Genomic DNA, 25,609 nt, shown 5'->3' with positions numbered 1-25,609 from the left:
CGCCTGATATGATGTAAAGGAGGAGGGTATTTGATGCTGGAGAGGCTATCAGGTCAGACACGATTAACAGCTTTGCTGGCAGCACCGGCACGTCACAGCCTATCACCGAAAATGCACAATGCAGCTTATGCTAAGCTAGGACTGGACTATGCCTATCTAGCCTTTGAGGTTGATAATAGTGGACTAGCAGCTGCGGTACAGGGCATGCGTGCCTTGGGCATTTGCGGTGCAAATGTGTCTATGCCAAATAAGCAGGCCATTGTGCCCTTGCTTGATGAGCTATCACCAGCTGCCGCCTTAGCTGGAGCTGTTAATACGGTTGTTAATAAAGATGGCAGAGGTCATCTTGTTGGTCATATCACCGATGGCACAGGTGCTATTCGAGCCTTAGCAGAAGAAGGGGTCTCGATAAAGGATCAGATCATTACGATTGCCGGTGCAGGCGGTGCAGGCACAGCCATTGCTGTTCAGCTGGGACTTGATGGCGCCAAGGAGATTCGACTATTTAATCGAAAAACAGCCACCTTCAAGCAGGCCAAGCAGGTGCTTAAAGGCATTAATGCAAAGACTTCAGCTCTGGCAAGCCTACAGGACTTAGCAGACGATCGAGCCTTTAGGCGGTCTATTGCAGAGTCTAGTATTTATGTTGACGCGACTGGTGTAGGCATGAAGCCTCTTGAGGAGCATCGCCTGATTACTGATCCAGCTCTTATTCGTCCAGATCTTGTGGTTTTTGATCTTGTTTATCACCCGGCAGAAACAAAGCTCCTAGCCTTTGCGCGTGAGCATGGGGCTAAAAAAGTGATGAATGGCCTAGGCATGCTCCTTTACCAAGGAGCAGAAGCCTTTAAGCTGATGACAGGTGAAGACATGCCGGTAGCCTATATCCGAGAGCTTTTATGTCAGAACAAGGAATGAATGCCTGCTACTCACACCGGTATAGGAAAAAGAAAAAAAGGTTAATCGCTCAGCTCTTTGATTGGTCTTGAGGTTTATTAGCATTTTATTTATAATAAAAAGCACCAAAAGCAAAGGAGCAGCCTATGATATTAACACAATTCGACCCTGACTACCAAGCTATCATTAACCCTAAGGATCTTGTGGCAGAGATAGATGACTTTCCTAAAACAGTAGTTACCTGCTTTGCAAGAGCAACCTTTAATAGGGTACTTAATGTACTGCCGCATCGATTGATAGCCACAACAAGCGTTGCTAATCTTGATATTCCAATATACGAATTAGATGTTAAAGGGCATAAGCTTGGCTTTTTCAATTCCTACGTTGGAGCAGCTGGCTGCGTTGGGGTTTTAGAGGATATCATTGCTATGGGAATGAAGCAGCTCTTGGTCTTTGGAACCTGTGGAGTCCTAGACGCTACTATCAGTGAAAACTCTATTATTATCCCAACTAGTGCTATTCGAGACGAAGGGACCAGCTACCACTATCAGCCTGCTAGTCATGACATTGCAGTGAATCAAGCTTATTTAACAAGGGCTATTGATGTTTTAGAACAGCATTCCCAGACCTATACCCTTGGTAAGACCTGGACAACAGATGGGATTTATAGAGAAACTAGAGACAAGATGATTCAACGAAAGCAGGAGGGGGCTATCTGTGTTGACATGGAATGCTCTGCGATTGCGGCCCTAGCAGCCTTCAGACAGCTAGAGCATTTTCAGTTTTTTTATTCCGCTGATAATCTAGATGCTGATGAGTGGGACGCAAGAAGCTTAGCCAATGAAGCAGACCTAGAGGCAAAGGATAACATTGCCTTTATTGCCTTAGAGTTGGCCTTACGATTATTTAAGGATAACTAAAAAAGCATCAAGAGCTATGAAGTGCCTCCAAAAGGTTAGATTAAGGCTCTAACGCCTGGGAGATCAGTTCAGCTCAAGGTGCTGTTAAGGTGTCATGCAAACAGCTCACCTCTGCATGTTAATATAATGTTTAGAGTAGCCTATGCTTCTTATACCTATGCCTTAGCATTCACCTAGGGACAAAGCAATGAAGCTTAGGCCTTTCACCTTACTGTGAAAAAAGTGGTCTTTTCTCATCAAAAGACTCAGTAAACAAGAGGCTTTGAAGCCTTTTTGTTTTTCAGAAGCAGCAGTTTTTCACTCGACTAATAAGACAGGAGAAAAGCCTTCTCAGGCGATATCTAGCAGGCTTCTTAGCCAATCCAGCAGGCGCCTGTCATGCTTAGCGATAGGAAAGCTTATATAGCCTTTCGTCGTTGGCAAAATGAGGACAATATGCTGACCAGAATTTTTCTTATCTGTTTTTAAAACAGTCATCAAGGCTTCGGCTGTCATTGACTTAGCCTCAAGTGTGGTAGGCAGCTGATAAGCCTCAAAGGCAGCCTGTAATGCCTCTAAATCCTGTTGGCTCAATAGCTGCTGCTGGACGGCCAGCTTGGCCTCAAAGACCATGCCAATCGCAATAGCCTCACCATGCCTGTAAAGCTCGTGATGGCATAAGGCTTCAATCGCATGCCCTAGCGTATGCCCGAAATTTAAGGACATGCGGAGATTGCCTTCAAATTCATCCTTTTCAACCACTCTTTTTTTATGGCAAATCGCTTGAAAAATCATTTGCCTGAGCTGCTCTTGATTGCGGTCCTTGGGGAAGGCTAGGAGCTGTTGAAAGAGCTTGCGATCATGAATAAAACCAATTTTAATCATTTCGCTGATGCCGCAGGCAAATTCTCTCTCAGAAAGCGTGTCTAAAAACTTGGCTGACACAATAATCTGGTTTGGAGGGTAGATACTGCCTATCATATTGGTCAAGCCCTTAAAGTGAACCCCAACCTTACCACCAATGCTGCTGTCTACCTGACTAAGTAAGGTTGTTGGAATCTGAACGTAGGAAATCCCGCGGTAAAAGGTTGCCGCAACAAATCCCCCAAGATCTCCAATCACCCCTCCTCCAACAGTAACAATGACGTCCTTTTTAGAAAAATTAGCCCTAATCAGTCGATCGTAAATCCGACTAACCTCCTCTAGAGACTTAGATTGCCCCCCTGGAGTAGCAATATGAAGGTAACTATCGTAATCCTGTTGAAAACGTCTAAATAAAGGCTGGTATAAATCAAATACCGTTTGATCAGTGATAAATAATAGCTTGACGTCTCCTTTTTCAGCAAGAAATTGATTCAGCGGCTGAAAAATATCGTCTGTAAAGATAATCGGATAGTCATTGATACGAGACTTAACCTGAAGTGTTTGTGTCATGCGTCTTTCTCTCCTAAGCACCATTAGTTCAAATGACTGGACCTGTGGCTGCTGTTAGTTAGCTTTCCCAAAGCTCTTTTCCAAGCTGCTCTAGCTGTTGATAGTCAATCTGCTGCGCGGCATCTGACAAGGCAAGATCAGGTGTAGGGTGCACCTCCATCATAATACCATTGGCACCAATAGCCTTAGCGGCCTTAGCAGCAGGCAATAATAAATCTCTTCTTCCGGTAGAATGAGAGACATCAACAATGATTGGCAGCTTCACCTTTTGCTGAATAATAGGGACTGCCATGATGTCTAGCATATTTCTAGTTTCCACATCATAGCCACGAACCCCACGCTCGCATAAAATAATATTTTGCTTGCCATTTTCTTGTAAATAAGATAAAGCACCCAAATATTCCTCAATGGTTGCCATTAGTCCTCGTTTAAACAAGATAGGCTTGTCAATCTTTGACAATACCTTTAACAATTCAAAATTTTGCATATTTCGAGCGCCAATCTGAATAATATCTAAATAGTCATAGGCTTCCTCTAGCTGTCTTTCAGACATAATCTCACTAACAGCCTTCAGCGAAAATTCCTGGCAAACCTCATGTAGATAGGTAACCCCTGTCAGCCCTAAGCCCTGAAAGGAGTTAGAAGAGGTTCTGGGCTTATAGGCTCCCCCTCGAAAATACTTGTAGCCTAAAGCCTTGGCGCTTGCTGCTGCCTGTCTGATTTGCTGATAAGATTCAATGGCGCAGGGACCGACAATAAAGTTACTCTTTTGACAGCCCTTGTTTAAAAAATCAGCTATTATATCGTTTCCCATTTATACTCTTTCCTAATATGATATTGAGAGAATGATTCCCCAAAGGTAAGATGACAGCTCTGCCTTAGATAATACTGTGCATAAGGCATGGCAGAACTATTCATAGCTTGGGAAATCATACCATAATCAAGCTTAAATTTCAAGCTAGTAAGAGAGATCAGCTCGTTGCCAGAGGAGAAGCTTGTGAGCATCCTAACCCTCTCAGGTAGAGGTTTTACAGCTGCTAGAGCTGTTGCGAATGCTTATTAGCTGGAATAGGCAAGCACAGTGAAAAAGTGCTGATGATTGAGTGTCATGATGAGACTAGTTATAGCTTTTATTGTGGGAGAGTTTAGCTTTTCAAACACAAAAAGAAAAGGTTTACCTATATCGTTTTTTGGTGTATATTAATAATAGAAAGCAAATCATTTTAGAAACAGAGGTAATGGTAGATGTTTAAGTATTTAAAAGCGATTTTATATCTATTAGCTCCTAGATTGGCTTTTTCAGTAACAGGCATATTATTTCCTGATGCTTTTGATAGCTTATTCTTGGTTTACCATGTGTTAATGACGATTGCTTTTTGGCTTGCCATTTATTCTCTTGACCTACCAGAAAAATAGTTGTGGGACTTATTTCGTATTTAGTTGACAAAAGGTAGCTGATACGTTAAAACGAAGAAGCGTCTGAGCTATGTTAGCCATTATAAGTACAACTATAAAAATGCTTTTATTTCAATTGCTTAAACCTCAAGGCCCTTTCAGAATGAGCAGCCATCGTCTTAACTTTTCTACTCCACCACGATAGCATGACACAAGAAAAAATCAGAACACTAATGACATTTTTTTAAAGAAAGACTTGCACACTAAAGCAAGTTATAGTATTATAGAAAGGTAGCCGCTATAGTTAAATGGTATAATAAAGCAATGGTAATGCTTCGTTCCGAGTTCGATTCTCGGTGGTGGCATTTGAGTACTGTCCTAAGTCTTATTAGGACAGTTTTTTTAATTGCTAGGTGAACCAATAGTGGTCATCTGTGAATCATTACCATAATGACTTCTGTTCGTCTAAGCTGTCTGTGACGCCAAATCACTTGATGCTACCAGTTCTGTCAATACATCAGGTATCGCTTGACAGTCTCCCTGACCACTGCCCAACAGACAGTCATCAGCTCTCCTCAACAGCTTAACTTCGTTTTAAGACTTTGTATTAGTCAATCATCAGCAAGTCAGACTGCCTTATAGTTGTTGTTATTATGAGCTTCTAAGAAAATAGCACAATAAGTCAGGCTGTGGTATAATGGTAAGGATTAAGTCAGAAAGAGGGGGTCAGACATGTCTTATGAGCAAGACTTTTTAAGGGATTTTGAAGACTGGGTGAAGGCTCAAATTCAGGTCAACCAGCTAGCTATGGCAACGAGCCAGCAAATTGCAGAGGAAGATAATGATCAAAGAGCCAGAGATGCCTTTATTCGTTATGAAAGTAAGCTAGATGCCTATGAGTTTTTATTAGGGAAATTTGATAATTATAATAAGGGCAAAGCTTTTCATGAGGTACCAGACAGCCTATTTGGTAGCCGTCGTTATTAGAGGAAGGGATAAGCAGTAATCATGGCAAGACGATACAATCGTAAAAAACAATACAAGCTACAGCTTAAGCGTCAAGGACTGCTCAAGGCAGTAATCAATCAAGTGGAGCAGACTGTGGAAAAGGTGGTTGATAAGACTAAAGAAGCAGTGCATACCGCTTCACAAATGGTAACAGCATCAAAGACAGAGACTGCTGATCTACAGGATAAGCAGAGCATTGCTAAAAAAGCAGCTCAGCCTGAAGCAGATGTAGCTTCTAGTAGCTTGGCTGACAGTTCTGAGGTTTCAAGTGAAAAAGAGACCTCAAAGGCTAGCAGTGAAGTCTTATCACGCGATGCTTTTGCAGAGTTGGCTGAGGTTTCAGAGCTTCGGGCAGATATTGTTGCGGTGCTTTTTGAGGCTGGTATTAGGTCAGCTGCTGCTTTTAGCCAATGGACAGAGGCAGAGCTTTTGGCGCTTAAGGGAATTGGACCAGCGACTATCAGCAAGCTAAAGGAAAATGGTGTCAGCTTTAAAAAGTAGTCTGATTTTTATTGATTAATAAGTATAAATTTGTTAGAATGTTAGCAATCAGAGGTATCTTGAGTTTGTCTGTTACAGAGAGCGGTGGTGTTGAGAAATCCGCACAGATGTCAAGCTATGTAGCTGAGGCTTACAATGGAAAAATGATAAAGCAGCAGATTAAGCGTAATCTGAAACAGTGGTGGTACCGCGGATTATTAGTGAATTCGTCCCTGTCTAGTCGATTGACTAGGCGGGGTTATTTTTTGGAGGACTTGCTATGATTGAGATAATGGCTTCTGTTGAGAATAATAGATTACCAGATGTCAAAACGAGTCGTTTGCTGCTGCGGCAGCGTACTTTAGCTGATGTTGAAGCGATTTTTGCTTATGCTAGCCGACCTGAGGTTAGTTACCCAGCAGGCTTTCCACCTGTGAAAACCCTTGAAGAAGAGGAGCATTACATCGCAAACACGATGCCTAAGCGCTGGCTTTTGCAACAGCTACCGGCAGGCTATGGCATTGCCCTAAAGGGTGACAATAGGATTATTGGGTCTGTTGATTTTAACAACCGTCACGCAGATGATGTTTTTGAGATGGGCTATCTGCTTCACCCTGACTATTGGCATCAAGGAATTATGACTGAGGCAGCGAGTGCCCTGCTAGAGGTTGCCTTTACTCTGCTTAAGCTTCACAAGGTTGAAATCAGCTGTTACGATTACAATATGGGGAGTCGTCGGATCGCAGAAAAGCTAGGCTTCACTCTTGAGGCGACCATTCGTGATCGCAAGGACGCTAAAGGCAATCGCTGCGCAGACCTACGATATGGATTGCTAAGGAGTGAATGGGAGAGGCAGCGTAGATAAGGAGTAGACTCTCTAAAATATGCGTTAATCTGTCAAAAGCATTTCATAAGAAGTCCTCAAACTCAAAGCGCTTATGACTACCAAAACTGGTTAGCGCTTCGCCAACCAGTGTCATCAGTTTCTGGTAGTCTGCCTTGAGCAGCAAGTGTTATGTTAAGTGAGGTGAGAAGAGGTAAGAGAGATCGGAAAGAGGTTTGGTATGAATATTATCTTAATTGGAGCACAGGCGTCTGGTAAGATGACAATTGGACAGAAATTAGAAAAACTGACTGATCTGACTTTATTTCATAATCATGAATCAATTGATTTTGTAACTAAGTTTATACCAATGTCATCGGAAGCCAGAGAACTAATTGATGAGCTACGATTGCTATTTTTTAAAACATTTGCAAAGCGTCAGCAATCAATTATTTTTACTGTTGTCATTGATTTTAATGCACCTGAAGATATAGCATTTTTGGAAACACTACAGAGTGTGTTTCATGATTTCGACAGAGAGGTTTTATTCGTTGAATTAGAAACAGATTTAAAAGAACGCTTAAGGCGAAATAAAACTGAAAATCGACTTTACCATAAACCGATAAAGCGTCATTTGGAGTGGTCTGAGAAAGATATTTTGGATACTGCTAAATTTGCTAACTTTAATCCTGCAAAGGCACCAGAAAATCTTAAACATTATTGTAAAATCAATAATACGAGTCTTTCTGCTCAAGAAACAGCGCAGTTTATCGTCCAAAAAATGAAAGAGTTAGAAGTAAGCTAGAAAGGACACCATATGTCAAAAGAACTTTCACCAAAATATAATCCAGCTGAGGTTGAGGCTGGGCGTTATCAAGCTTGGCTGGACCAAGATGTTTTCAAGCCATCAGGCGATAAGAAGGCTAAGCCGTATGCTATCGTGATTCCACCGCCAAACGTTACAGGTAAGCTGCACCTTGGTCATGCTTGGGACACGACCCTTCAAGATATTATTATCCGTCAAAAGCGTATGCAGGGCTTTGACACCCTCTGGTTGCCTGGTATGGATCATGCAGGTATCGCCACTCAGGCCAAGGTCGAGGAGCGCTTGCGCGAGCAGGGGATTTCCCGTTACGATCTCGGTCGTGACAAGTTCCTAGACAAGGTTTGGGAATGGAAGGACGAGTATGCAGCAACCATCAAGGAGCAGTGGGGCAAGCTTGGGCTTTCACTAGATTATGCGCGAGACCGCTTCACTCTTGATGAGGGGCTCTCAAAGGCTGTTCGCAAGGTCTTTGTTGAGCTTTACAAGAAAGGCTGGATTTACCGCGGTGAGTTCATCATCAACTGGGACCCGGCAGCTAGGACAGCTCTTTCAGATATCGAGGTTATCCATAAGGACGTTGAGGGTGCCTTCTACCACATGAACTATATGCTAGAAGATGGTTCGCGCGCCCTTCAAGTAGCAACAACACGTCCTGAAACCATGTTTGGAGATGTGGCTGTCGCTGTCAATCCAGAAGACCCTCGTTACAAGGACCTGATTGGTCAACATGTTGTTCTGCCAATCGTTAATAAGCTAATTCCAATCGTTGCTGATGAGCATGCAGATCCAGAATTTGGAACCGGTGTCGTGAAAATCACACCAGCCCATGACCCTAATGACTTTGAGGTTGGCGGGCGTCATAATCTCCCACAGGTTAACGTCATGAATGATGATGGCACTATGAATGAGCTTGCAGGTGAATTTGCAGGTATGGATCGGTTTGAAGCTCGTAAGGCTGTTGTGGCTAAGCTAGAAGAAATCGGTGCCCTTGTTGAGATTGAAAAACGTGTTCACTCAGTAGGTCATTCAGAACGTACAGGTGTTGTGGTTGAGCCTCGCTTGTCAACACAGTGGTTCGTGAAGATGGACCAATTGGCTAAAAATGCTATTGCCAATCAAGATACAGATGACAAGGTTGACTTCTACCCACCACGCTTCAACGATACCTTCTTGCAATGGATGGAAAATGTCCATGATTGGGTGATTTCTCGCCAGCTTTGGTGGGGGCACCAAATCCCTGCATGGTACAATGAAGCAGGTGAGATGTATGTTGGTGAGGAAGCACCAGAGGGTGATGGCTGGAAGCAGGACGAGGATGTCCTTGACACCTGGTTTAGCTCTGCGCTTTGGCCATTTTCAACTATGGGCTGGCCTGATACAGATGCAGAAGACTTCAAGCGCTACTTCCCAACCTCAACCTTGGTGACAGGCTATGACATTATCTTTTTCTGGGTGTCTCGCATGATTTTCCAATCGCTTGAATTTACTGGGCGTAAGCCTTTCTCTAACGTCCTTATTCATGGTCTGATTCGTGACCAAGAGGGACGCAAGATGTCTAAATCGCTTGGTAATGGGATTGACCCAATGGACGTTGTTGAGACATACGGTGCTGACGCTCTTCGTTGGTTCCTATCAAATGGGTCTGCTCCTGGCCAAGATGTGCGCTTCTCCTATGAAAAGATGGACGCGTCATGGAATTTCATTAACAAAATCTGGAACATTTCACGCTATATCCTTATGAATAATGAAGGCTTGACACTTGAGCAAGCTACTGCTAATGTTGAGCAAGTTGTGTCTGGCGCTGCTGGTAACGTGACAGACCGCTGGATCCTCCACAACCTCAACGAAACGATCGGTAAGGTCACAGAGAGCTTTGATAAGTTTGAGTTTGGTGTGGCAGGCCATATCCTCTATAACTTTATCTGGGAAGAATTTGCCAACTGGTATGTGGAGCTGACCAAGGAGGTTCTGTACAGCGACAACGAAGACGAGAAGGTTATCACTCGCTCTGTTCTCCTCTACACGCTGGATAAGATTCTGCGTCTCCTCCACCCAATCATGCCATTTGTGACAGAAGAAATCTTTGGCCAATACGCTGAAGGCTCTATCGTGACAGCAGCCTATCCAACAGTGACTCCTGTGTTTGAAAATGCAGCTGCGCACAAAGGCGTGGAAAGCTTGAAGGACTTGATTCGTACGGTGCGAAATGCGCGTGCGGAAGTGAACGTTGCCCCAAGCAAACCAATTACTATCCTTGTGAAAACAAGTGACAGCGACTTGGAAGCCTTCTTCAACAGCAATGTCAACTACATCAAACGCTTCACAAATCCAGAGAGGCTTGAGATTGCTTCAAGCATTGTGACTCCTGAGTTGGCCATGTCGGCTGTTATTACAGGTGCAGAAATCTTCCTTCCCCTAGCTGATCTGCTCAATGTTACAGAAGAATTAGCGCGCCTTGAAAAGGAATTAGCTAAGTGGCAAAAAGAGCTAGACATGGTCGGCAAAAAGCTCAGCAATGAACGCTTTGTTGCTAATGCCAAGCCAGAGGTTGTCCAAAAAGAACGCGACAAACAGGCTGACTACCAAGCTAAATACGATGCAACCGTAGAGCGTATTAAGGAAATGGAAAAGCTAGTGAAGTAAACTGATGATTTAAGAGCCAATCGGCTCTTTTTTTTGATATACTGTCAAGGAGTAATCATCACAATTATCTATATAAGTCAAAGGAGTGTCTCATGAAAAAAAGAGTCATTGGTTGGTTAGGTGTGCTGGTAATAGGACTTATGCTTGGTCTGGTATGGTGGAAATGGTCAGTGGCAGATCGTCCACAACCCAAGCAGGTCAAGGAAGTCATGACCACAGCAGCGACAAAGGCCTCAGTGCCGCATAAGGAAAAAATGGAATCAAAAGAGCCTGAGACATCACATCAGCCAGAAGCCTATCCTGATCTTGCTAGCTATCAGGAGTTGGCTGTTCATGTGTCGATTGCAGACCAAGTCATGACCATTATAGGAGATGGTAAGGTTATTTTTAAGACCAGCGTGTCAACAGGAGCAAAGGAAAGTCCAACACCGACAGGGACCTTTGTCATTGAGCCTGAGCGAGGAGACTTTTTCTTCAATCAGGCATCAGAAGAGGGAGCTTATTATTGGGTGTCCTTTAAGGATCATGGGATTTATCTGTTTCATAGCCTACCAACAGACCAATATGGCAATGAGATTCCAGAGGAGGCAGAGAGACTGGGACAGCCAGCCTCACATGGCTGTGTCCGCATGAGCAGAGCAGACGCCAAATGGTTTTATGAAAATATCCCAGAAGGCATCAGCGTCACAATAGAATAGCCCTAATCTCCCTCAGAATAGCCTAAGCAGATAAAGGAAGAGCCTGTTAATATTAGCAGGCTTTTAAAGCTCCTTAAAAGACTGCAAAAAGTAACGAAAAAAGACCTGAAACAGGTCCATTGATCTAAGAGCAGATAAGCAACTAGCCTTCTAGCAAAGAGTTTTTTAGGGGAGTATATTACTTGCAGAAATCAAAGCGAGGAAACGATATGATTAGCCTCTCCACCAACCTTTGACATTAGCCCAAGTGTCTTCAATGTTATCGCCCAGACGTTGATACCAGGTTTTGTTAGCTTCTTCTTGTTGTTGTTTTTGAAACATTTCTAAAGCTTCACGTTCTTGTTCTTGCTTTTCGAACTGTTCTAAAATTTTTGTCATTTCTTCTTCATACTCTTTTTCTTCCTTCTCTATTTGATCTTGTGGTTTAGATTGTCCAACAATCCAAGTTCCTTGACCTATAGTCCACCCATCAATGCTAATGACTATTGTTACTTCACTTCCATACTCTAGACTTACTGTCTTTGGTTCGTATTTTGTTTCGATGTTATTATTTGAATAGTCATAAGTAATAACATTGGTTAAAGGAAAAATAACTTTCCCCTCGTCGTTAGCTAAAGTGAACTTTGGCTTGTAGGTGGATGGAATAGTTTCATCATTTTCACGTTTTTGTGGCGTATTAACAATTGGTTGTAGTAGTTCAACATTTTTAGTATCTGTGTTCCCTAAAAAAACTTGAACTATTGCTCTAGGGTATGTTTTCAGTTCAATTTGACGGTCACCTTTTGCAATAGGTTTTACTCCAAATTCTCTAGCTTTGTTCCAGTCATTTCTAAATCCAATTATTTTTGCATCTCCAGTAGGTTGAGGTTGAATTGTATAGTCATCATGTCCATAATCCCCACTAAAATTTTGTAGTCCAAAACTTTGTTTCCATTCCCTCTCGCTTAGGGTATAGCTTTCTGCCTTTACATTATCATAATAGTAATTTATGATTACTGTTATAAATAATATACTTAAACTTGAGACTAACCTTTTCTTCATCTTACACTCCAATCTTAATCTTGATAATTATTATATTTTAATGGTAGAGTACCTTTGTCAGGATATAATAATTCCAGCATGAAAACAATGCTTAAATGATTATTTTGGAGTATATAACTTTTGTTTTTTAAAATGGTTTTGTAGTATAATCCCGTTTTTTAATTCTTGAATGTAACCTATACCTCCTTATCTAAAAACAAAGAAAACCTGTACGTTTGCTTTAAGCTTACAAAAGTTGAGTAAATTGGTATAATGATTGTTAAAAGAGCTCATGCTGTGATGTAGGCTTAGAAAAGGAGACAATCATGACGTTTGAAGAGATTTTGCCAGGCTTGAAGGCCAAGAAAAAATACGTTCGTAAGGGCTGGGGAGGCGCTGAAAACTATGTTCAGCTGTTTGATAGCATTGAACAAAATGGTGTGGCACTTGAGGTGACGCCTTACTTTTTGATTAACGTGTCAGGAGATGGCGAGGGATTTTCCATGTGGGCACCGACTCCCTGTGATGTTCTTGCTACTGATTGGGTAGAGGTTTATGACTAAGCGGGTGCTGATCACTGGTGTGTCGTCGGGCATAGGACTGGCACAGGCACGCCTGTTTTTGAAAAATGGCTTTGCTGTTTACGGGGTTGACAAGGCAAAAAAGCCTGATTTATCAGGAAATTTTCAGTTTCTACAGCTAGATATTACAGGTGACTTGCCAGAGCTTTTTGAGGCTGTGCCTAGGGTTGATGTGTTGTGCCATACTGCGGGCGTTCTTGATGCCTATAAGCCCTTGCTTGATACCACACAGGCTGACTTTGAGGCCCTCTTTCAGGTCAATTTCTTTGCGGCTGTCCGCATCACGCGTCACTATTTGACACAGATGCTAGCAGCTCAATCAGGTATTATCATCAATATGTGCTCTATTGCTAGCTTCATGGCAGGTGGCGGAGGAGCTGCCTATACCTCCAGCAAGCATGCTCTGGCTGGTTTTACCAGACAGCTAGCGCTTGATTATGCCAAGGCAGGCATTCAGGTTTTTGGAATTGCCCCTGGCGCAGTGCAAACAGCAATGACAGCCACAGACTTTGAGCCAGGTGGCTTAGCCCAGTGGGTGGCTGATGAGACTCCTATCGGTCGTTGGCTTAGGGCTGAAGAAATAGCCGAGCTGACCATGTTTTTAGCATCTGGAAAAGCTAGCGCCATGCAAGGAGAAATTGTTAAAATTGATGGCGGCTGGAGCTTAAAGTGAAACAGCACATTGACATAAGGCCTAGCAAGATCTAGCTTGTCTGTACAGAGGGTGACAGTTGATAGCTATACCAAGCAATCTTGTTACAGGCTAATAGAGCTGATGAGGTGGCTTTCCATGAAGCCTAGTGCCTAGGAGGTTTGCTTAAACACAGCAGAAGCCTATCTGTCTAGAGAATTTGATCAAGAGAGGTGATGACATGACTGCAGAAGAATTATGGTCTCAATACCAGCAAATCAATCCTGGTGTTGGTGATCTAGCTGAGGCCTGGGCCTTTGGAGCTGAGCCTGATTTATTAGCACAATTAGTGCTAGAAGGCACTAAAACAGCTACAGCCTCTGCCTATGACTTATATGACCTTGATCATGAGCCGCTTTCCAAAGAGGGCAGCTATGACGTGATTTTGGATAGTAGGGGTCAGGCGATCTGTATTATTCAGATTACTAAGGTTAGTCTTGTTCCCTTCAAGGACGTGCCAGCAGAGCACGCCTATAAGGAAGGAGAGGGTGATAAAAGCTTGGAAGGATGGCGGCTGCTTCATGAGGCCTTTTTCAGACCTTATTTTGAAGAGGCAGGCATCCCCTTTACAGAGGATAGCCTTATTGTGTTAGAGGAATTTCAGCTGGTTTACCCTGAAGCTGCTAAAAAGGAGAGATAAATGAAATTAGCCCTTGTTGGTACAGGCATGATTGTCAAAGAGGTTTTGCCTGTTTTAAAGGAGATCAAAAGCATAGACTTAATGGCGATTGTTTCAACGCCTCGTAGTCTTGAAACCGCAGAGGCGCTTGCTGACGCCTTTGGCATTCAACAGGCCAGCTGTCAGCTGGCCGAGGTCCTAAAAAATGAAGAGGTGGATACGGTTTACGTTGCCACCCCAAATCATTTGCATTTTGAAGTGGCTAAGCAAGCCCTTGAGGCTGGTAAGCATGTCATTTGTGAAAAGCCATTTACCATGACAGCCAAGGAGCTTGATGCTTTAAGCAGCATTGCAAGAGCTAAGCAGCTGATATTATTAGAAGCTATTACCAACCAATATTTGCCAAACACACAATTTATTAAGGATCACTTGACTGAGTTAGGAGAGATTAAGCTTGTGGAGTGCAATTATTCTCAATATTCCTCTCGTTATGATGCCTTTAAGCGAGGGGAGATTGCACCAGCCTTTGATCCTAAAAAGGGTGGAGGGGCCTTGCGTGATTTGAATATTTATAATATCCATCTGCTCGTTGGCTTATTTGGCAAGCCCAAAACGGTTCAATACCTGGCTAATATGGAGCGCCAGGTCGACACCTCTGGTGTTTTGCTGATGGATTATGAGCGATTTAAGGCTGTTTGCATTGGGGCTAAGGATTGCAGTGCAGAGATTGTCTCTACGATTCAGGGGAATAAAGGCTTTCTTTCTGTTTTAGGTGCTCCTAATGCTGTACCAGAGCTTTTACTAGCCATTCGAGGTGAGCAAGCAAGGACCGTCAACCTTAACCACCCGTCTCATCGCATGTACGATGAATTTATTGCCTTTTCAGATATTATCTCTAATAAGGACATGGAAAGGGCAGAGCAGGCCTTGGAGCACAGCAAGGCAGTCATGGCTGTTTTAGAGCAGGCAGCAGCTTCGCTAGAAAGCGATAGCTAAGAGTAGCTAGTAGCTACAAGCTAAGTCATCTTTTTTGCTAGCTGCCTTAAGAAATGATGACCTTTCTTGTTCTATCAGATACAGGTCTTGCTCCTGATGACTCGGAGCCTCTTCAATGGCTGAGCATTAGCTGCTTTTTCCATAGTGAGGGGTCTAATTTGCAGCTTGCTTTGTTTACGACATCTTTGATACTTGACGATGACAGGCAGCTCTAGCTAGCTGCTTTAAAAAGTTAATCAAGGTAGGTAAGGGAGTTTGTCTGAAGCTAAGGACTATTGCAGCATTCTTGTTTTTTCTGCAAATTAAGGCCATTTGTGCTATAATGAGATGATCTATGTACAAACGGAGGAAGTCATTATGCCAAACTACGCCATTATCCTAGCAGCTGGAAAGGGAACCCGCATGAATTCAGCGCTTCCCAAGGTGCTGCACAAGGTATCAGGCCTAAGCATGCTGGAGCATGTCCTCAAGAGCGTCTCAGCCCTAGCTCCTCAAAAGCAACTCACAGTGATCGGTCATCAGGCAGAGCAAGTACGTGCCGTCCTAGGTGATCAATCACTGACAGTGGTGCAAGAGGAGCAGCTAGGAACAGGTCATGCAGTCATGATGGCAGAAGAGGAGCTATCTGGCTTAGAGGGGCAGACCCTAGTGATTGCAGGTGACACCCCCTTGATCAGAGGAGAAAGCCTCAAGGCCCTGCTAGACTATCATATCAGAGAAAAGAATGTGGCAACCATTCTCACAGCCAGTGCCAAGGACCCCTTTGGGTACGGCCGAATCATTCGCAATGCAGCAGGAGAGGTGGTCAACATCGTTGAACAAAAGGACGCGAATGAGGCAGAGCAAGAGGTCAAGGAGATCAACACAGGGACTTATATCTTTGACAATAAGCGCCTTTTTGAGGCTCTAAAGCATCTCACGACTGATAATGCCCAAGGGGAGTACTACCTAACCGATGTGATCAGTATTTTCAAGGCTGGCCAAGAAAGGGTTGGCGCTTACCTGCTGAAGGATTTTGATGAGAGCCTAGGGGTTAATGATCGTTTAGCCCTAGCTCAGGCCGAGGTGATTATGCAGGAGCGGATCAATAGGCAGCACATGCTTAATGGGGTGACCCTGCAAAACCCGGCAGCTACCTATATTGAAAGCAGTGTAGAGATTGCACCAGACGTCTTGATTGAAGCCAATGTGACCTTAAAGGGACAGACCAGGATTGGCAGCAGAAGTGTCATAGGCAATGGGAGCTATATCCTTGATTCGAGGCTTGGTGAGGGTGTAGTGGTTAGCCAGTCGGTGATTGAGGATTCAGTCCTAGCAGATGGTGTGACAGTAGGGCCCTATGCGCACATTCGCCCGGATTCACAGCTCGATGAGAGCGTTCATATTGGGAACTTTGTAGAGGTTAAGGGGTCTCATCTAGGTGCCAATACCAAGGCAGGGCATTTGACTTACCTGGGGAATGCCGAGATTGGCTCGGAGGTTAACATTGGTGCAGGAAGCATTACGGTTAATTATGACGGTCAAAGGAAATACCAGACAGTGATTGGCAGTCATGCCTTTATTGGGAGTCATTCGACTTTGATAGCTCCGGTAGAGGTTGGGGAGAATGCTTTAACAGCCGCAGGGTCTACGATAGCCCAGTCAGTGCCGGCAGACAGTGTGGCTATAGGGCGTAGCCGTCAGGTGGTGAAGGAGGGCTATGCCAAGAGGCTACCACATCACCCAAATCAAGCAAAGTAAAATGATGGAGAGAAAGCAAGGAGATCAGACATGGATTTTGAAGAAAAAACGATTAAAAGGCAAGAGATTTTTGATGGTCACATTTTCAAAGTTGCGGTAGATGATGTCCAATTGCCAAACGGTCTAGGTCAGGCTAAGCGTGAATTGATTTTTCATCGTGGTGCAGTCGCTGTATTGGCTGTAACGCCAGGGCGTAAGCTGCTAATTGTCAAGCAGTACCGTAAGGCTATCGAAGCGATTTCCTATGAGATTCCTGCTGGAAAATTAGAGATCGGTGAGGCTGACTCAGCATTAGAAGCAGCAGCACGAGAGCTAGAGGAAGAAACAGCCTATTCTGGTGATTTGCGTCTCATTCACGAGTTTTATACAGCAATTGGCTTTTGTAATGAAAAAATTAAGCTATACTTGGCGACAGATCTGAAGAGAGTTGCCAATCCTAGACCACAGGACGCAGATGAGGTGATTGAGCTTCTTGAGCTGAGCTATCAAGAATGTATGGATCTAGTGGCACAAGGGAAGCTTGTCGATGCTAAAACCATCATTGCCCTGCAATATTACGCCCTTCATTTTGGAGGTGATGTGTAATGGGCAAGCCCTTGCTAACTGATGACATTATCGAAAAGGCTCAGCGCGGAGAACAGTTTGAGCCTGACGATTATGCAGATTTTGAAACCAAAATCATGACCTTTGAGGATAAGCATACCGATCGCATTTACAAAAGTCGCAGGATTGAAAATGCTAAGCGCAGTCGCTTTCAATCTCGGTTAAATCTGATTCTCTTAGCGGTGCTTGTCTTGATTGCTCTCTTGGTCTATGCGGTCTTTAATTTATAGAAAAACAAATAGGGATATCATATGAAAATTGGAATTATTGCGGCTATGGAAGAGGAGCTACGGTTTTTATTGGAGCAGCTCCAGGATAGTCAAGAGCATCAGCTGCTCTCCAATACTTACTATACAGGTCGTCTTGGTCGCCATGAGCTGATCTTAGTCCAATCTGGTGTTGGAAAGGTCATGTCAGCGATGACCGTTGCGATGCTAGCAGAGCACTTTCAGGCTGACGCTATTATAAATACAGGATCGGCTGGGGCAATAGCTAATGAGTTGGCTATTGGTGATGTTGTTGTTGCGGATCGCTTGGTGTATCATGATGTGGACGTGACGGCCTTTGGCTATGATTATGGTCAAATGGCTGCGCAGCCCCTTTACTTTGACAGTGATAGCAAGCTGGTTGAGACCTTTAAGCAGGTGCTTGATCAGGAAAAGACCAATAGTCGGATTGGCTTGATTGCAACAGGAGATAGCTTTATTGCCGGCCAAGAAAGTATTGATACCATCAAAGCACATTTCCCAGAGACCTTAGCAGTGGAAATGGAGGGAGCAGCAGTGGCACAGGCCGCTCATACTGCTGGTAAGCCCTTTATTGTTGTTAGGGCGATGAGCGATACAGCAGCTCATGACGCTAATATGACCTTTGACCAGTTTATTGTTGAGGCTGGAAAAAAATCAGCCAAGGTCTTAATAGCCTTTTTAGAGGCCTTACCTAATGACAACTGATAATCAAAAACCTGATAGTTTGTGGTAGCAGCAAACTATCAGGTTTTTTCTAAATAGCAGTTACATAGAGTTGCTTAGCAATGTTTTCAGGGATAATCAGCTCCTTATCTGCATAAGCAATGGTATAGGTTTTTGCAAAGTCATCTATCTGTATCAGTCTAAATTCACTATTAACTGTCAGCTGGTGGGCTTCTAGGTACTGGATAAGCTCAAAGTGATCATGAACCCTGCTCAAACGAAAAACTCCCAGCTCTTTAATGGTATTAAGCGTTGTTTTGTTGATTTCGATTAGGGGCTGCTGGCGACGTGGAATTGTCCCTCCATGAGGGCAAAAGGTGGGATAGCCAAGGGTTTTATCCAAGCGATCAATAAATATATCTGACACCGTATGCTCTAGCACCTCAGCCTCTTGGTGCACCTCTCTAGCAGTATAGCCCAGTTGATGGATCAAGAAAACCTCCATCAATCGGTGCTTACGATAAAGATTTGCCACTAAGCGCTGCCCTTGCTCTGTTAGATAATAGCCGCAGGTCTTATCCTTTACAATCCAGCCTTGTGAGATCATTTTCTTAATCATTTCTGACACAGCGGGTGCAGAAACCTTCATTCTCTCTGCTACCATTTTGTTAGAAATTTTAATATTCTGCTCTCCGATTTCATAAATACATTTCAAATAGTCTTCTTTATTAGGCGTCATGTCTAAAAGCCTTTCTCTTATTTATAATGATTATTATATCAGATTATTTCATAAAAATCTTGACAAAGGCCTAAAAAAAAGTTATGCTAATAGCATAATTAACTATACTTAATTAATTAAATAATAGATCCTAAGGAGATAACTGATGAAAAAGAAACTTAGCCTCGCCTTGAGTGCTTTTTTGGCTGTTTTCATGCTGGTTGCCTGCTCTAATGGTGGAAACAAGGAAGCTAAGAGTGATAAGCTCAAGGTTGTGGTTACCAATTCCATTATTGCTGACATGACTAAAAATATTGCAGGTGACAAGATTGACTTGCACAGCATTGTGCCGATTGGTCAAGACCCTCATGAGTATGAGCCGTTGCCAGAAGACGTTGAGAAAACTAGCAATGCTGACCTTATCCTCTATAACGGTATTAACCTTGAAGACGGCGGACAGGCTTGGTTTACAAAGCTTGTAAAAAATGCTAAGAAGAAAAAAGACAAGGACTACTTCGCTGTATCTGATGGCATTGATGTGATTTACCTAGAAGGTGAAAGTGAAAAGGGCAAGGAAGACCCTCATGCTTGGTTGAATCTTGAAAATGGGGTTATCTATTCAAAAAATATTGCAAAGCAATTGATTGCTAAAGACCCTAAAAACAAGGAAACCTATGAAAACAACCTAAAAGCTTATGTTGAAAAGCTAGAGAAGCTTGATAAGGAAGCAAAATCAAAATTTGATGCGATTGCTGACAACAAAAAGCTAATCGTAACAAGTGAAGGTTGCTTCAAATACTTCTCAAAAGCTTACGGTGTCCCATCAGCCTACATCTGGGAAATCAACACTGAAGAAGAAGGAACTCCAGATCAGATTTCATCATTGATTGAAAAATTGAAGGACGTTAAGCCATCAGCGCTTTTTGTTGAGTCAAGTGTTGACAGACGTCCAATGGAGACTGTTTCTAAGGACAGTGGTATTCCAATCTATGCAGAAATCTTTACAGACTCTGTAGCCAAAAAAGGTCAAGATGGAGATAGCTACTATGCTATGATGAAATGGAACCTTGATAAAATTTCTGAAGGCTTGGCAAAATAATATAACAATAAAGCACAGCAGCTTCTGGTGTTGTGCTTTGTTTGTATTAAGGAGAAAAAATGATTGATACGCAAAATCTTTCGGTTAGCTATAACGGTAACGTAAAAGCCTTAGACAATATCTCACTACAAATCAAAGGACCAGCTATCGTTGGGATTATCGGGCCAAATGGTGCAGGAAAATCAACCTTGATGAAGGCTATGCTCAATCTTTTAGATTATAGTGGCCAAGTGACTGTTGATCAAAAGGACGGTCGAAGGCTGGGGCATACGATTGCTTATGTAGAGCAGCGCAGCATGATTGACTACAACTTTCCAATTACGGTGAAGGAGTGTGTCTCATTAGGGACCTACACTAGGCTAGGGCTTTTTCGTCGTGTCGGAAAAAAAGAATATGATCAGGTTAACCAGCTACTAGAGCAGGTTGGGCTTGCTGGCTTTGGTAATCGTCCGATAAAATCTCTTTCTGGTGGGCAGTTTCAGCGTATGCTAGTAGCTAGATGCTTGATTCAGGAGTCAGACTATATTTTTCTTGATGAGCCCTTTGTTGGGATTGATTCGGTTAGCGAAAAAATCATCATTGACCTGCTCAAGGACTTGAAAAAAGCAGGCAAAACGATTTTAATTGTTCATCACGATTTAAGCAAGGTAGAGCATTACTTTGATGAGTTAGTGGTATTGAACAAAGAGCTGATTGCTTATGGACCTGTTGATGATGTGTTCACTGTTGAAACCCTATCAAAGGCCTATGGTGATCATCTATTCTTAGGAAAGGGAATTGTTTAAATGTATTTGAAGTTTTTTGAAGGGCTGATGTCCTATCATTTTTTACAAAATGCCCTTATTACAGCCGTTGTTATTGGTATTGTATCAGGAGCAGTAGGCTGCTTTATTATCCTTAGATCCATGTCATTAATGGGTGATGCGATTTCTCACGCTGTTTTGCCAGGAGTAGCCTTGTCCTTTATTTTAGGGATTAATTTTTTTGTAGGGGCTATTGTCTTTGGTCTATTGGCTTCTGTGATCATCACTTATATCAAGGAAAACTCTGTTATCAAGGGAGATACAGCAATAGGGATAACCTTTAGCTCCTTTCTTGCCTTGGGGGTTATTCTGATTGGGGTTGCTAATAGCTCAACGGATCTTTTTCATATCCTCTTTGGAAATATCCTGGCAGTGCAAGACAGTGACAAATGGATTACGATCATTGTTTCGGTTTTTGTTTTAGCTATTATTGTCCTCTTCTTTAAGGAATTACTCATTACCTCCTTTGATCCTGTGCTAGCAAGGTCTATGGGAATGAAGGTCACTGCTTATCATTATCTGTTGATGATTTTATTGACCTTGGTTTCGGTGACTGCTATGCAAAGTGTTGGTACTATTTTGATTGTGGCGATGCTGATTACGCCAGCAGCTACAGCGTATTTGTATGCTAACAGCCTAAAGGTAATGCTGGTTATTTCCTCATGCTTGGGAGCTGTGACCTCTGTGTTGGGGCTTTATTTGGGCTATACCTTTAATATTGCGGCAGGCTCAAGCATTGTTTTAACCTCGACTGTGGTGTTTCTGATTAGCTTCTTTGTTTCGCCTAAGCAGGGCTACTTTAAAAAGCGTTCCTAGTAAACCATAGCTGGCTGTGCTTTGAAAGCAACTTATGGCATGATCAACAGGCCAGCTCTTCATTTAGTTAACAAGAAAAAAATCACGACCAGCTCTTGAATCGGCGGCTTTTCCGATAAGGAGCTGGTCGTTTTATTGTTGTTGTAGCTTAGAGGCTATTTTTTAAAGGAGTAATCCTTAACAATGTCAATAGCATTAATAGTGATGTTCTTTATTGGCTTGTCATTTGGACCGACTGGGCTGGCAGCTATTTTATCAATGATATCCATACCCTCGATAACCTGACCAAAAACGGTATAGCCACCATCTAGGCTAGGATTGCCACCCTCTTCGTAGGCGTCAATGATTGGCTTAGGGTAATTATCAATTGATAAGGCCTTGGCTTGGTTGAGCTTGCTTTGATTGATAAAGAACTGGCTGCCATTAGTATCTGCACCGGCATTTGCCATAGCAAGAGCCCCTCGAATGTTATATAAAAATGGTGAGATTTCATTAGCAAAGCCTTGTCCCGCATCTTTTTTGCTGTCCTTGCCCTTCCAAATGGATTCTCCGCCAGATCCATCTCCCTTTGGATCACCGGTTTGAATCATAAAGTTATTAATCACCCGATGGAACAAAAGCTTGTCGTAATAGCCTTCCTTGGCGTGTGTTAAAAAGTTTTCAACAGCAAGCGGTGCATACTTGGGGAAGAGCTTGAGGGTGATATCGCCCTGATTAGTTTTGATAATGACCTTAGCTTCGTCCTTGCTGACTTCTTTATTTAATTGTGGAAACTGATCAGCGTCAGCCTTGAGCGCTTTTTTGATTTTTGCTTCGTAAGCCTTTGCTGCTGCCTCGCTTTCCTCTCTAGCGATTTTTTCATCGACGTATTCATCACCTTTAATAGCACGATCAATGGACTCACAGCCACTTAAGCTAAGCAAAGCAAGACCGATTAAGCCAAAAGATAGTAGTTTTTTCATGTGTACTCCTTAGAACAATTTCTTTTATTTTAACATAAAATGACTTGGAAAATAAAGCTAAAGGGCATGAGACGAAGTCTATTTTTTAACTATTTCTAAGCTTCTCTAAGTCCTCCTGAGAAACCTTAAAGGTGACTTGCCCAGTCTGCATATCAACGACAGCCTTGACTTCAACTCCTTTGGGAATTAGTTTGCCATGTCCCATATCAATTTGCAGGGGAAGTTTGCCATAGGTCAAGGTGTTAAATTCTTTTTCCATCTTCAACTCCTATTTGTTCTTATGATTGACATTATAGCATAAAATCAAGCAGCTTCACCTATTTATTGAGAATTTTAATGTCATCTTTCATAACGATTAAAAAATGTTATAATAAGGCTATGGCTAGAAGAACTCAACGAAAAAAAAATTCCCCTAAGAAGCGTTTAACAAAGGCAGAGCTTGAAAAGCAAAAGGCTATTAAGAGAATGATTGTTTCTTTCTCCTGCGCTTTATTGCTTGTTTTTGCTATGCTTCGGCTAGGTGCGCTTGGGGTTACCTTATATAATCTTATTCGCTTTATGGTTGGCGACTTGGCTAATCTCTTGATATTGGCGGTTCTTTTTTACCTCTTTTTCTTCAAGTGGCTCAGGCAAAAAGATGGCCTTATCGCTGGCTTTATCATCTTGTTTTTAGGGCTTCTGGTTGAATGGCATGCCTATCTTTTCTCATTGCCTAAGCTAGCGCATCAGGCTATTGTTGCTGGGACTATCCAGCTAATCACCAATGACCTGCTAGCCTTTAAGGTCAGCGAGTTTGTTGGTGGTGGTATGCTTGGGGCCATGCTGTACAAGCCCATTTCCTTCTTGTTTTCTAATATTGGCTCTTATTTTATTGGCTTTTTGTTTATTCTGCTGGGCTTGTTTTTAATGACCCCTTGGGATATTTATGACGTCAGTCATTTTGTTAAGACGCTTTTTGAAAAGCTATCCTTGGCCTATCAAGAAAAGAAGGAAAAACGCTTTGTTGAGCGAGAAAAGCAACGATTGTTGGCTGAAGAGGAGCGTCTAGCAAGAGAGGCCTTGGAGGAGCAAGAATATCTGGCAAACCAAGCGATTGATCCTGAGACAGGTGAGCTTTTAGCAGAGCCAGAAGACCTATTGATGGAGGGTGCTGGTCAGAAGGAGTCTGAGGCATTTTTTGAGCCGGAAATTCTGGCTTATGATTCACACCCTGCTACTGATGAGCCTGAGGCATTTGGAGATGAAGAGGAGTCTGTACCAGAAGCCCCTCTAACGGGTGCTTCAGCAATCGCAGGAGAGGCGCCGCTATCAGATGATGAGGACCTGTCAGTAGAGGTGGATTTCACACCAAAGACCAATCTGTTGTACAAGCTACCAACGATAGAGCTGTTTGCTGCTGATAAGCCTAAAAATCAATCCAAGGAAAAGTACCTTGTTCGTCAAAATATCAAGGTATTAGAGGATACCTTCAGAAGCTTTGGAATTGACGTCAAGGTGGAGCGGGCAGAGATTGGGCCATCTGTAACTAAATACGAGGTTAAGCCGGCTGTTGGTGTTCGTGTGAATCGCATTTCCAATTTAGCTGATGACTTGGCCTTGGCCTTGGCAGCCAAGGACGTACGGATTGAAGCTCCGATCCCTGGCAAATCCCTTGTGGGTATAGAGGTACCAAATTCAGAGGTTGCAACGGTTTCTTTCCGCGAGCTTTGGGAGCAATCCAACACTTCTGATGATAAATTGCTAGAAATTCCTCTTGGCAAGGCTGTCAATGGTAGTGCCAGAAGCTTTGATTTGACCCGCATGCCTCATTTGCTGGTGGCTGGCTCAACAGGATCAGGGAAATCTGTTGCAGTCAACGGTATTATCTCCAGTATTTTAATGAAGGCTAGACCGGATCAGGTCAAATTCCTAATGGTCGATCCGAAAATGGTTGAGCTGTCTGTTTATAATGACATTCCTCACCTGTTAATCCCGGTGGTCACCAACCCTCGTAAAGCAAGCAAAGCACTTCAAAAGGTTGTTGATGAGATGGAAAATCGCTATGAGCTGTTCAGTAAGGTCGGTGTCCGAAATATTGCAGGCTACAATGCCAAGGTTGAAGCCTACAACAAGCAATCTGAGCAAAAGCAAATCCCTTTGCCGATGATTGTTGTTATTGTTGATGAGCTAGCTGATTTGATGATGGTGGCTAGTAAGGAGGTTGAGGACGCTATTATTCGTCTTGGGCAAAAGGCGCGTGCAGCAGGTATCCATATGATTTTAGCTACTCAGAGACCTTCTGTTGATGTTATTTCTGGATTGATTAAGGCCAATGTTCCATCACGCATTGCCTTTGCGGTTTCATCAGGAACAGATAGTCGCACCATTCTTGATGAAAATGGCGCTGAAAAGCTGCTCGGTCGCGGGGACATGCTCTTTAAGCCGATTGATGAGAATCACCCTGTGCGTCTGCAAGGCTCCTTTATTTCAGATGATGATGTTGAGCGCATTGTTAGCTTTATCAAGGAGCAGGCAGAGGCTGACTATGATGATTATTTTGATCCAGGTGAGGTTAGTGACTCTGATCATGGTAGTAGCGGAGCTCCTGAGGGTGATCCCCTTTTTGAGGAAGCAAGGGCTCTTGTATTGGAAACGCAAAAGGCAAGTGCCTCGATGCTCCAAAGGCGTCTATCGGTTGGCTTTAACCGAGCAACTCGACTGATGGACGAATTAGAAGAGGCCGGTGTCATTGGTCCAGCTGAGGGGACTAAGCCAAGAAAGGTACTGCAAACCAATTAAAAAAGAGCTCATCTAAAGGCTCATCATAAAACAAACCCGTACCAAGCTAAGCTTAACCATGTGGCTTGATACGGGTTTTTGAATTGGTTTTGGTAACGATAGAATAATTCAGACGCTTTGCTTGAAAAAGTTTTTCCAGACTAGTAACGCTAAGCTAGCTATCACTTGT

27 protein-coding genes, 1 tRNA gene and 2 pseudogenes are annotated in these 25,609 nt (G+C 43.0%); 24 read left to right on the top strand and 6 right to left on the bottom strand.

Annotated elements, in window-relative coordinates; all coding sequences use genetic code 11:
* Positions 1-33 precede the first annotated feature (33 nt).
* Positions 34-918: a shikimate dehydrogenase gene (locus tag I2432_RS07730; RefSeq protein WP_138119642.1), complete on the top strand. Its 885-nt coding sequence runs from the start codon at positions 34-36 to the stop codon at positions 916-918.
* A 125-nt stretch (positions 919-1,043) separates the two neighbouring features.
* Entirely contained in the window at positions 1,044-1,817 is a 774-nt protein-coding gene (locus I2432_RS07725; protein WP_138119640.1) for a nucleoside phosphorylase, read from the top strand.
* 330 nt (positions 1,818-2,147) lie between these two features.
* Here the strand turns inward: I2432_RS07725 and aroB are convergent, their stop codons facing one another.
* Positions 2,148-3,230: a 3-dehydroquinate synthase gene (gene aroB, locus I2432_RS07720; protein ID WP_138119638.1), complete on the bottom strand. Its 1,083-nt coding sequence runs from the start codon at positions 3,228-3,230 to the stop codon at positions 2,148-2,150.
* 58 nt (positions 3,231-3,288) lie between these two features.
* On the bottom strand, positions 3,289-4,044 hold the full coding sequence (locus I2432_RS07715; protein ID WP_012516082.1) for a bifunctional 3-deoxy-7-phosphoheptulonate synthase/chorismate mutase: 756 nt from the start codon (positions 4,042-4,044) through the stop codon (positions 3,289-3,291).
* A gap of 431 nt (positions 4,045-4,475) precedes the next feature.
* On the opposite strand from I2432_RS07715, the gene I2432_RS07710 reads away from it, so the two are divergent.
* The 9 genes from I2432_RS07710 (at position 4,476) to I2432_RS07670 (ending at position 11,103) form a co-directional block, all read left to right on the top strand.
* Positions 4,476-4,646, top strand: coding sequence for a hypothetical protein (locus tag I2432_RS07710; protein ID WP_021321036.1), 171 nt, complete (start codon positions 4,476-4,478; stop codon positions 4,644-4,646).
* 273 nt (positions 4,647-4,919) lie between these two features.
* Positions 4,920-4,990 (top strand) — tRNA-Thr (locus tag I2432_RS07705).
* Positions 4,991-5,357: 367 nt separating this feature from the next.
* The gene (locus I2432_RS07700) at positions 5,358-5,612 is read left to right on the top strand and encodes a DUF1912 family protein (RefSeq protein WP_012516080.1); all 255 of its coding nucleotides are present in this window, start codon (positions 5,358-5,360) and stop codon (positions 5,610-5,612) included.
* Between the two features lie 21 nt (positions 5,613-5,633).
* Positions 5,634-6,134, top strand: a complete 501-nt coding sequence (locus tag I2432_RS07695) for a helix-hairpin-helix domain-containing protein (RefSeq protein WP_012516079.1) — start codon at positions 5,634-5,636, stop codon at positions 6,132-6,134.
* Positions 6,135-6,172: 38 nt separating this feature from the next.
* Entirely contained in the window at positions 6,173-6,397 is a 225-nt protein-coding gene (locus I2432_RS07690; RefSeq protein WP_154293451.1) for a hypothetical protein, read from the top strand.
* Entirely contained in the window at positions 6,394-6,978 is a 585-nt protein-coding gene (locus I2432_RS07685) for a GNAT family N-acetyltransferase (RefSeq protein ID WP_012516077.1), read from the top strand. Before I2432_RS07690 ends, I2432_RS07685 begins: the two co-directional genes overlap by 4 nt.
* Positions 6,979-7,177: 199 nt before the next feature.
* Positions 7,178-7,741 carry a hypothetical protein gene (locus tag I2432_RS07680; RefSeq protein WP_012516076.1) on the top strand — a complete coding sequence of 188 codons (564 nt, stop codon included), beginning with the start codon at positions 7,178-7,180 and terminating at the stop codon, positions 7,739-7,741.
* A gap of 12 nt (positions 7,742-7,753) precedes the next feature.
* Complete coding sequence (locus I2432_RS07675) at positions 7,754-10,405, top strand: valine--tRNA ligase (RefSeq protein WP_138119636.1); 2,652 nt, start codon at positions 7,754-7,756, stop codon at positions 10,403-10,405.
* A gap of 92 nt (positions 10,406-10,497) precedes the next feature.
* Positions 10,498-11,103 carry a L,D-transpeptidase gene (locus I2432_RS07670; protein WP_037579231.1) on the top strand — a complete coding sequence of 202 codons (606 nt, stop codon included), beginning with the start codon at positions 10,498-10,500 and terminating at the stop codon, positions 11,101-11,103.
* Positions 11,104-11,316: 213 nt separating this feature from the next.
* Here I2432_RS07670 and I2432_RS07665 read toward each other — a convergent pair whose 3' ends face one another.
* Positions 11,317-12,144, bottom strand: a complete 828-nt coding sequence (locus I2432_RS07665; protein WP_138119635.1) for a hypothetical protein — start codon at positions 12,142-12,144, stop codon at positions 11,317-11,319.
* 305 nt (positions 12,145-12,449) lie between these two features.
* On the opposite strand from I2432_RS07665, the gene I2432_RS07660 reads away from it, so the two are divergent.
* The 8 genes from I2432_RS07660 to I2432_RS07625 all read left to right on the top strand — a co-directional run bounded on the left by I2432_RS07660 (position 12,450) and on the right by I2432_RS07625 (position 18,306).
* Positions 12,450-12,686: a DUF2829 domain-containing protein gene (locus tag I2432_RS07660; RefSeq protein ID WP_012516072.1), complete on the top strand. Its 237-nt coding sequence runs from the start codon at positions 12,450-12,452 to the stop codon at positions 12,684-12,686.
* The gene (locus tag I2432_RS07655; RefSeq protein ID WP_115251206.1) at positions 12,679-13,377 is read left to right on the top strand and encodes a 3-oxoacyl-ACP reductase; all 699 of its coding nucleotides are present in this window, start codon (positions 12,679-12,681) and stop codon (positions 13,375-13,377) included. The genes I2432_RS07660 and I2432_RS07655 overlap by 8 nt, the downstream gene beginning before the upstream one ends.
* A gap of 199 nt (positions 13,378-13,576) precedes the next feature.
* Positions 13,577-14,035, top strand: a complete 459-nt coding sequence (locus I2432_RS07650) for an ASCH domain-containing protein (RefSeq protein ID WP_138119634.1) — start codon at positions 13,577-13,579, stop codon at positions 14,033-14,035.
* On the top strand, positions 14,036-15,010 hold the full coding sequence (locus I2432_RS07645) for a Gfo/Idh/MocA family protein (protein ID WP_014623302.1): 975 nt from the start codon (positions 14,036-14,038) through the stop codon (positions 15,008-15,010). It begins immediately after the preceding gene.
* A 357-nt stretch (positions 15,011-15,367) separates the two neighbouring features.
* Entirely contained in the window at positions 15,368-16,750 is a 1,383-nt protein-coding gene (glmU, locus tag I2432_RS07640; RefSeq protein ID WP_138119633.1) for a bifunctional UDP-N-acetylglucosamine diphosphorylase/glucosamine-1-phosphate N-acetyltransferase GlmU, read from the top strand.
* Between the two features lie 30 nt (positions 16,751-16,780).
* The gene (locus I2432_RS07635; RefSeq protein ID WP_138119632.1) at positions 16,781-17,335 is read left to right on the top strand and encodes an NUDIX domain-containing protein; all 555 of its coding nucleotides are present in this window, start codon (positions 16,781-16,783) and stop codon (positions 17,333-17,335) included.
* A complete protein-coding gene (gene macP, locus I2432_RS07630) occupies positions 17,335-17,583 on the top strand; it encodes a cell wall synthase accessory phosphoprotein MacP (RefSeq protein WP_012679907.1) in 249 nt (82 codons plus the stop codon). The genes I2432_RS07635 and macP overlap by 1 nt, the downstream gene beginning before the upstream one ends.
* Before the next feature lie 21 nt (positions 17,584-17,604).
* Positions 17,605-18,306, top strand: a complete 702-nt coding sequence (locus I2432_RS07625; protein WP_138119631.1) for a 5'-methylthioadenosine/adenosylhomocysteine nucleosidase — start codon at positions 17,605-17,607, stop codon at positions 18,304-18,306.
* A 49-nt stretch (positions 18,307-18,355) separates the two neighbouring features.
* Here I2432_RS07625 and I2432_RS07620 read toward each other — a convergent pair whose 3' ends face one another.
* Positions 18,356-19,003 carry a metal-dependent transcriptional regulator gene (locus tag I2432_RS07620; RefSeq protein WP_138119630.1) on the bottom strand — a complete coding sequence of 216 codons (648 nt, stop codon included), beginning with the start codon at positions 19,001-19,003 and terminating at the stop codon, positions 18,356-18,358.
* A gap of 145 nt (positions 19,004-19,148) precedes the next feature.
* Between I2432_RS07620 and I2432_RS07615 the strand changes: the two genes are divergently transcribed.
* The 3 genes from I2432_RS07615 to I2432_RS07605 are packed head-to-tail and all read left to right on the top strand — an operon-like array spanning position 19,149 to position 21,700.
* Positions 19,149-20,081 carry a metal ABC transporter substrate-binding protein gene (locus tag I2432_RS07615; RefSeq protein ID WP_043031220.1) on the top strand — a complete coding sequence of 311 codons (933 nt, stop codon included), beginning with the start codon at positions 19,149-19,151 and terminating at the stop codon, positions 20,079-20,081.
* 59 nt (positions 20,082-20,140) lie between these two features.
* Positions 20,141-20,866: a metal ABC transporter ATP-binding protein gene (locus tag I2432_RS07610; RefSeq protein ID WP_138119628.1), complete on the top strand. Its 726-nt coding sequence runs from the start codon at positions 20,141-20,143 to the stop codon at positions 20,864-20,866.
* Positions 20,867-21,700, top strand: a complete 834-nt coding sequence (locus I2432_RS07605; protein ID WP_206158706.1) for a metal ABC transporter permease — start codon at positions 20,867-20,869, stop codon at positions 21,698-21,700.
* 155 nt (positions 21,701-21,855) lie between these two features.
* On the opposite strand, the gene I2432_RS07600 is transcribed toward I2432_RS07605, so the two are convergent.
* Both I2432_RS07600 and I2432_RS07595 read right to left on the bottom strand, forming a co-directional pair.
* On the bottom strand, positions 21,856-22,662 hold the full coding sequence (locus I2432_RS07600; RefSeq protein ID WP_206158705.1) for a peptidylprolyl isomerase: 807 nt from the start codon (positions 22,660-22,662) through the stop codon (positions 21,856-21,858).
* A gap of 85 nt (positions 22,663-22,747) precedes the next feature.
* On the bottom strand, positions 22,748-22,921 hold the full coding sequence (locus I2432_RS07595; RefSeq protein ID WP_012516058.1) for a hypothetical protein: 174 nt from the start codon (positions 22,919-22,921) through the stop codon (positions 22,748-22,750).
* Between the two features lie 119 nt (positions 22,922-23,040).
* On the opposite strand from I2432_RS07595, the pseudogene I2432_RS10525 reads away from it, so the two are divergent.
* Both I2432_RS10525 and I2432_RS10520 read left to right on the top strand, forming a co-directional pair.
* A pseudogene (locus tag I2432_RS10525) lies at positions 23,041-23,887 on the top strand (cell division protein FtsK); the annotation flags it as partial.
* Positions 23,888-23,991: 104 nt separating this feature from the next.
* Positions 23,992-25,440 (top strand): annotated as a pseudogene (locus I2432_RS10520) (DNA translocase FtsK); the annotation flags it as partial.
* Positions 25,441-25,609 lie beyond the last annotated feature (169 nt).

Origin of the sequence: Streptococcus equi subsp. zooepidemicus, from assembly GCF_015689395.1 — a bacterium.
Lineage (GTDB): Bacteria > Bacillota > Bacilli > Lactobacillales > Streptococcaceae > Streptococcus > Streptococcus equi.
This window is presented reverse-complemented; position numbering and strand designations above follow the sequence as displayed.

Excerpts from the sequence above, each read along its gene's own strand:
- I2432_RS07730 (WP_138119642.1), top strand. The coding sequence starts at position 34 with ATGCTGGAGAGGCTATCAGGTCAGACACGATTAACAGCTTTGCTGGCA.
- I2432_RS07725 (WP_138119640.1), top strand. The coding sequence starts at position 1,044 with ATGATATTAACACAATTCGACCCTGACTACCAAGCTATCATTAACCCT.
- aroB (WP_138119638.1), bottom strand. The coding sequence starts at position 3,230 with ATGACACAAACACTTCAGGTTAAGTCTCGTATCAATGACTATCCGATT.
- I2432_RS07715 (WP_012516082.1), bottom strand. The coding sequence starts at position 4,044 with ATGGGAAACGATATAATAGCTGATTTTTTAAACAAGGGCTGTCAAAAG.
- I2432_RS07710 (WP_021321036.1), top strand. The coding sequence starts at position 4,476 with ATGTTTAAGTATTTAAAAGCGATTTTATATCTATTAGCTCCTAGATTG.
- I2432_RS07700 (WP_012516080.1), top strand. The coding sequence starts at position 5,358 with ATGTCTTATGAGCAAGACTTTTTAAGGGATTTTGAAGACTGGGTGAAG.
- I2432_RS07695 (WP_012516079.1), top strand. The coding sequence starts at position 5,634 with ATGGCAAGACGATACAATCGTAAAAAACAATACAAGCTACAGCTTAAG.
- I2432_RS07690 (WP_154293451.1), top strand. The coding sequence starts at position 6,173 with ATGTTAGCAATCAGAGGTATCTTGAGTTTGTCTGTTACAGAGAGCGGT.
- I2432_RS07685 (WP_012516077.1), top strand. The coding sequence starts at position 6,394 with ATGATTGAGATAATGGCTTCTGTTGAGAATAATAGATTACCAGATGTC.
- I2432_RS07680 (WP_012516076.1), top strand. The coding sequence starts at position 7,178 with ATGAATATTATCTTAATTGGAGCACAGGCGTCTGGTAAGATGACAATT.
- I2432_RS07675 (WP_138119636.1), top strand. The coding sequence starts at position 7,754 with ATGTCAAAAGAACTTTCACCAAAATATAATCCAGCTGAGGTTGAGGCT.
- I2432_RS07670 (WP_037579231.1), top strand. The coding sequence starts at position 10,498 with ATGAAAAAAAGAGTCATTGGTTGGTTAGGTGTGCTGGTAATAGGACTT.
- I2432_RS07665 (WP_138119635.1), bottom strand. The coding sequence starts at position 12,144 with ATGAAGAAAAGGTTAGTCTCAAGTTTAAGTATATTATTTATAACAGTA.
- I2432_RS07660 (WP_012516072.1), top strand. The coding sequence starts at position 12,450 with ATGACGTTTGAAGAGATTTTGCCAGGCTTGAAGGCCAAGAAAAAATAC.
- I2432_RS07655 (WP_115251206.1), top strand. The coding sequence starts at position 12,679 with ATGACTAAGCGGGTGCTGATCACTGGTGTGTCGTCGGGCATAGGACTG.
- I2432_RS07650 (WP_138119634.1), top strand. The coding sequence starts at position 13,577 with ATGACTGCAGAAGAATTATGGTCTCAATACCAGCAAATCAATCCTGGT.
- I2432_RS07645 (WP_014623302.1), top strand. The coding sequence starts at position 14,036 with ATGAAATTAGCCCTTGTTGGTACAGGCATGATTGTCAAAGAGGTTTTG.
- glmU (WP_138119633.1), top strand. The coding sequence starts at position 15,368 with ATGCCAAACTACGCCATTATCCTAGCAGCTGGAAAGGGAACCCGCATG.
- I2432_RS07635 (WP_138119632.1), top strand. The coding sequence starts at position 16,781 with ATGGATTTTGAAGAAAAAACGATTAAAAGGCAAGAGATTTTTGATGGT.
- macP (WP_012679907.1), top strand. The coding sequence starts at position 17,335 with ATGGGCAAGCCCTTGCTAACTGATGACATTATCGAAAAGGCTCAGCGC.
- I2432_RS07625 (WP_138119631.1), top strand. The coding sequence starts at position 17,605 with ATGAAAATTGGAATTATTGCGGCTATGGAAGAGGAGCTACGGTTTTTA.
- I2432_RS07620 (WP_138119630.1), bottom strand. The coding sequence starts at position 19,003 with ATGACGCCTAATAAAGAAGACTATTTGAAATGTATTTATGAAATCGGA.
- I2432_RS07615 (WP_043031220.1), top strand. The coding sequence starts at position 19,149 with ATGAAAAAGAAACTTAGCCTCGCCTTGAGTGCTTTTTTGGCTGTTTTC.
- I2432_RS07610 (WP_138119628.1), top strand. The coding sequence starts at position 20,141 with ATGATTGATACGCAAAATCTTTCGGTTAGCTATAACGGTAACGTAAAA.
- I2432_RS07605 (WP_206158706.1), top strand. The coding sequence starts at position 20,867 with ATGTATTTGAAGTTTTTTGAAGGGCTGATGTCCTATCATTTTTTACAA.
- I2432_RS07600 (WP_206158705.1), bottom strand. The coding sequence starts at position 22,662 with ATGAAAAAACTACTATCTTTTGGCTTAATCGGTCTTGCTTTGCTTAGC.
- I2432_RS07595 (WP_012516058.1), bottom strand. The coding sequence starts at position 22,921 with ATGGAAAAAGAATTTAACACCTTGACCTATGGCAAACTTCCCCTGCAA.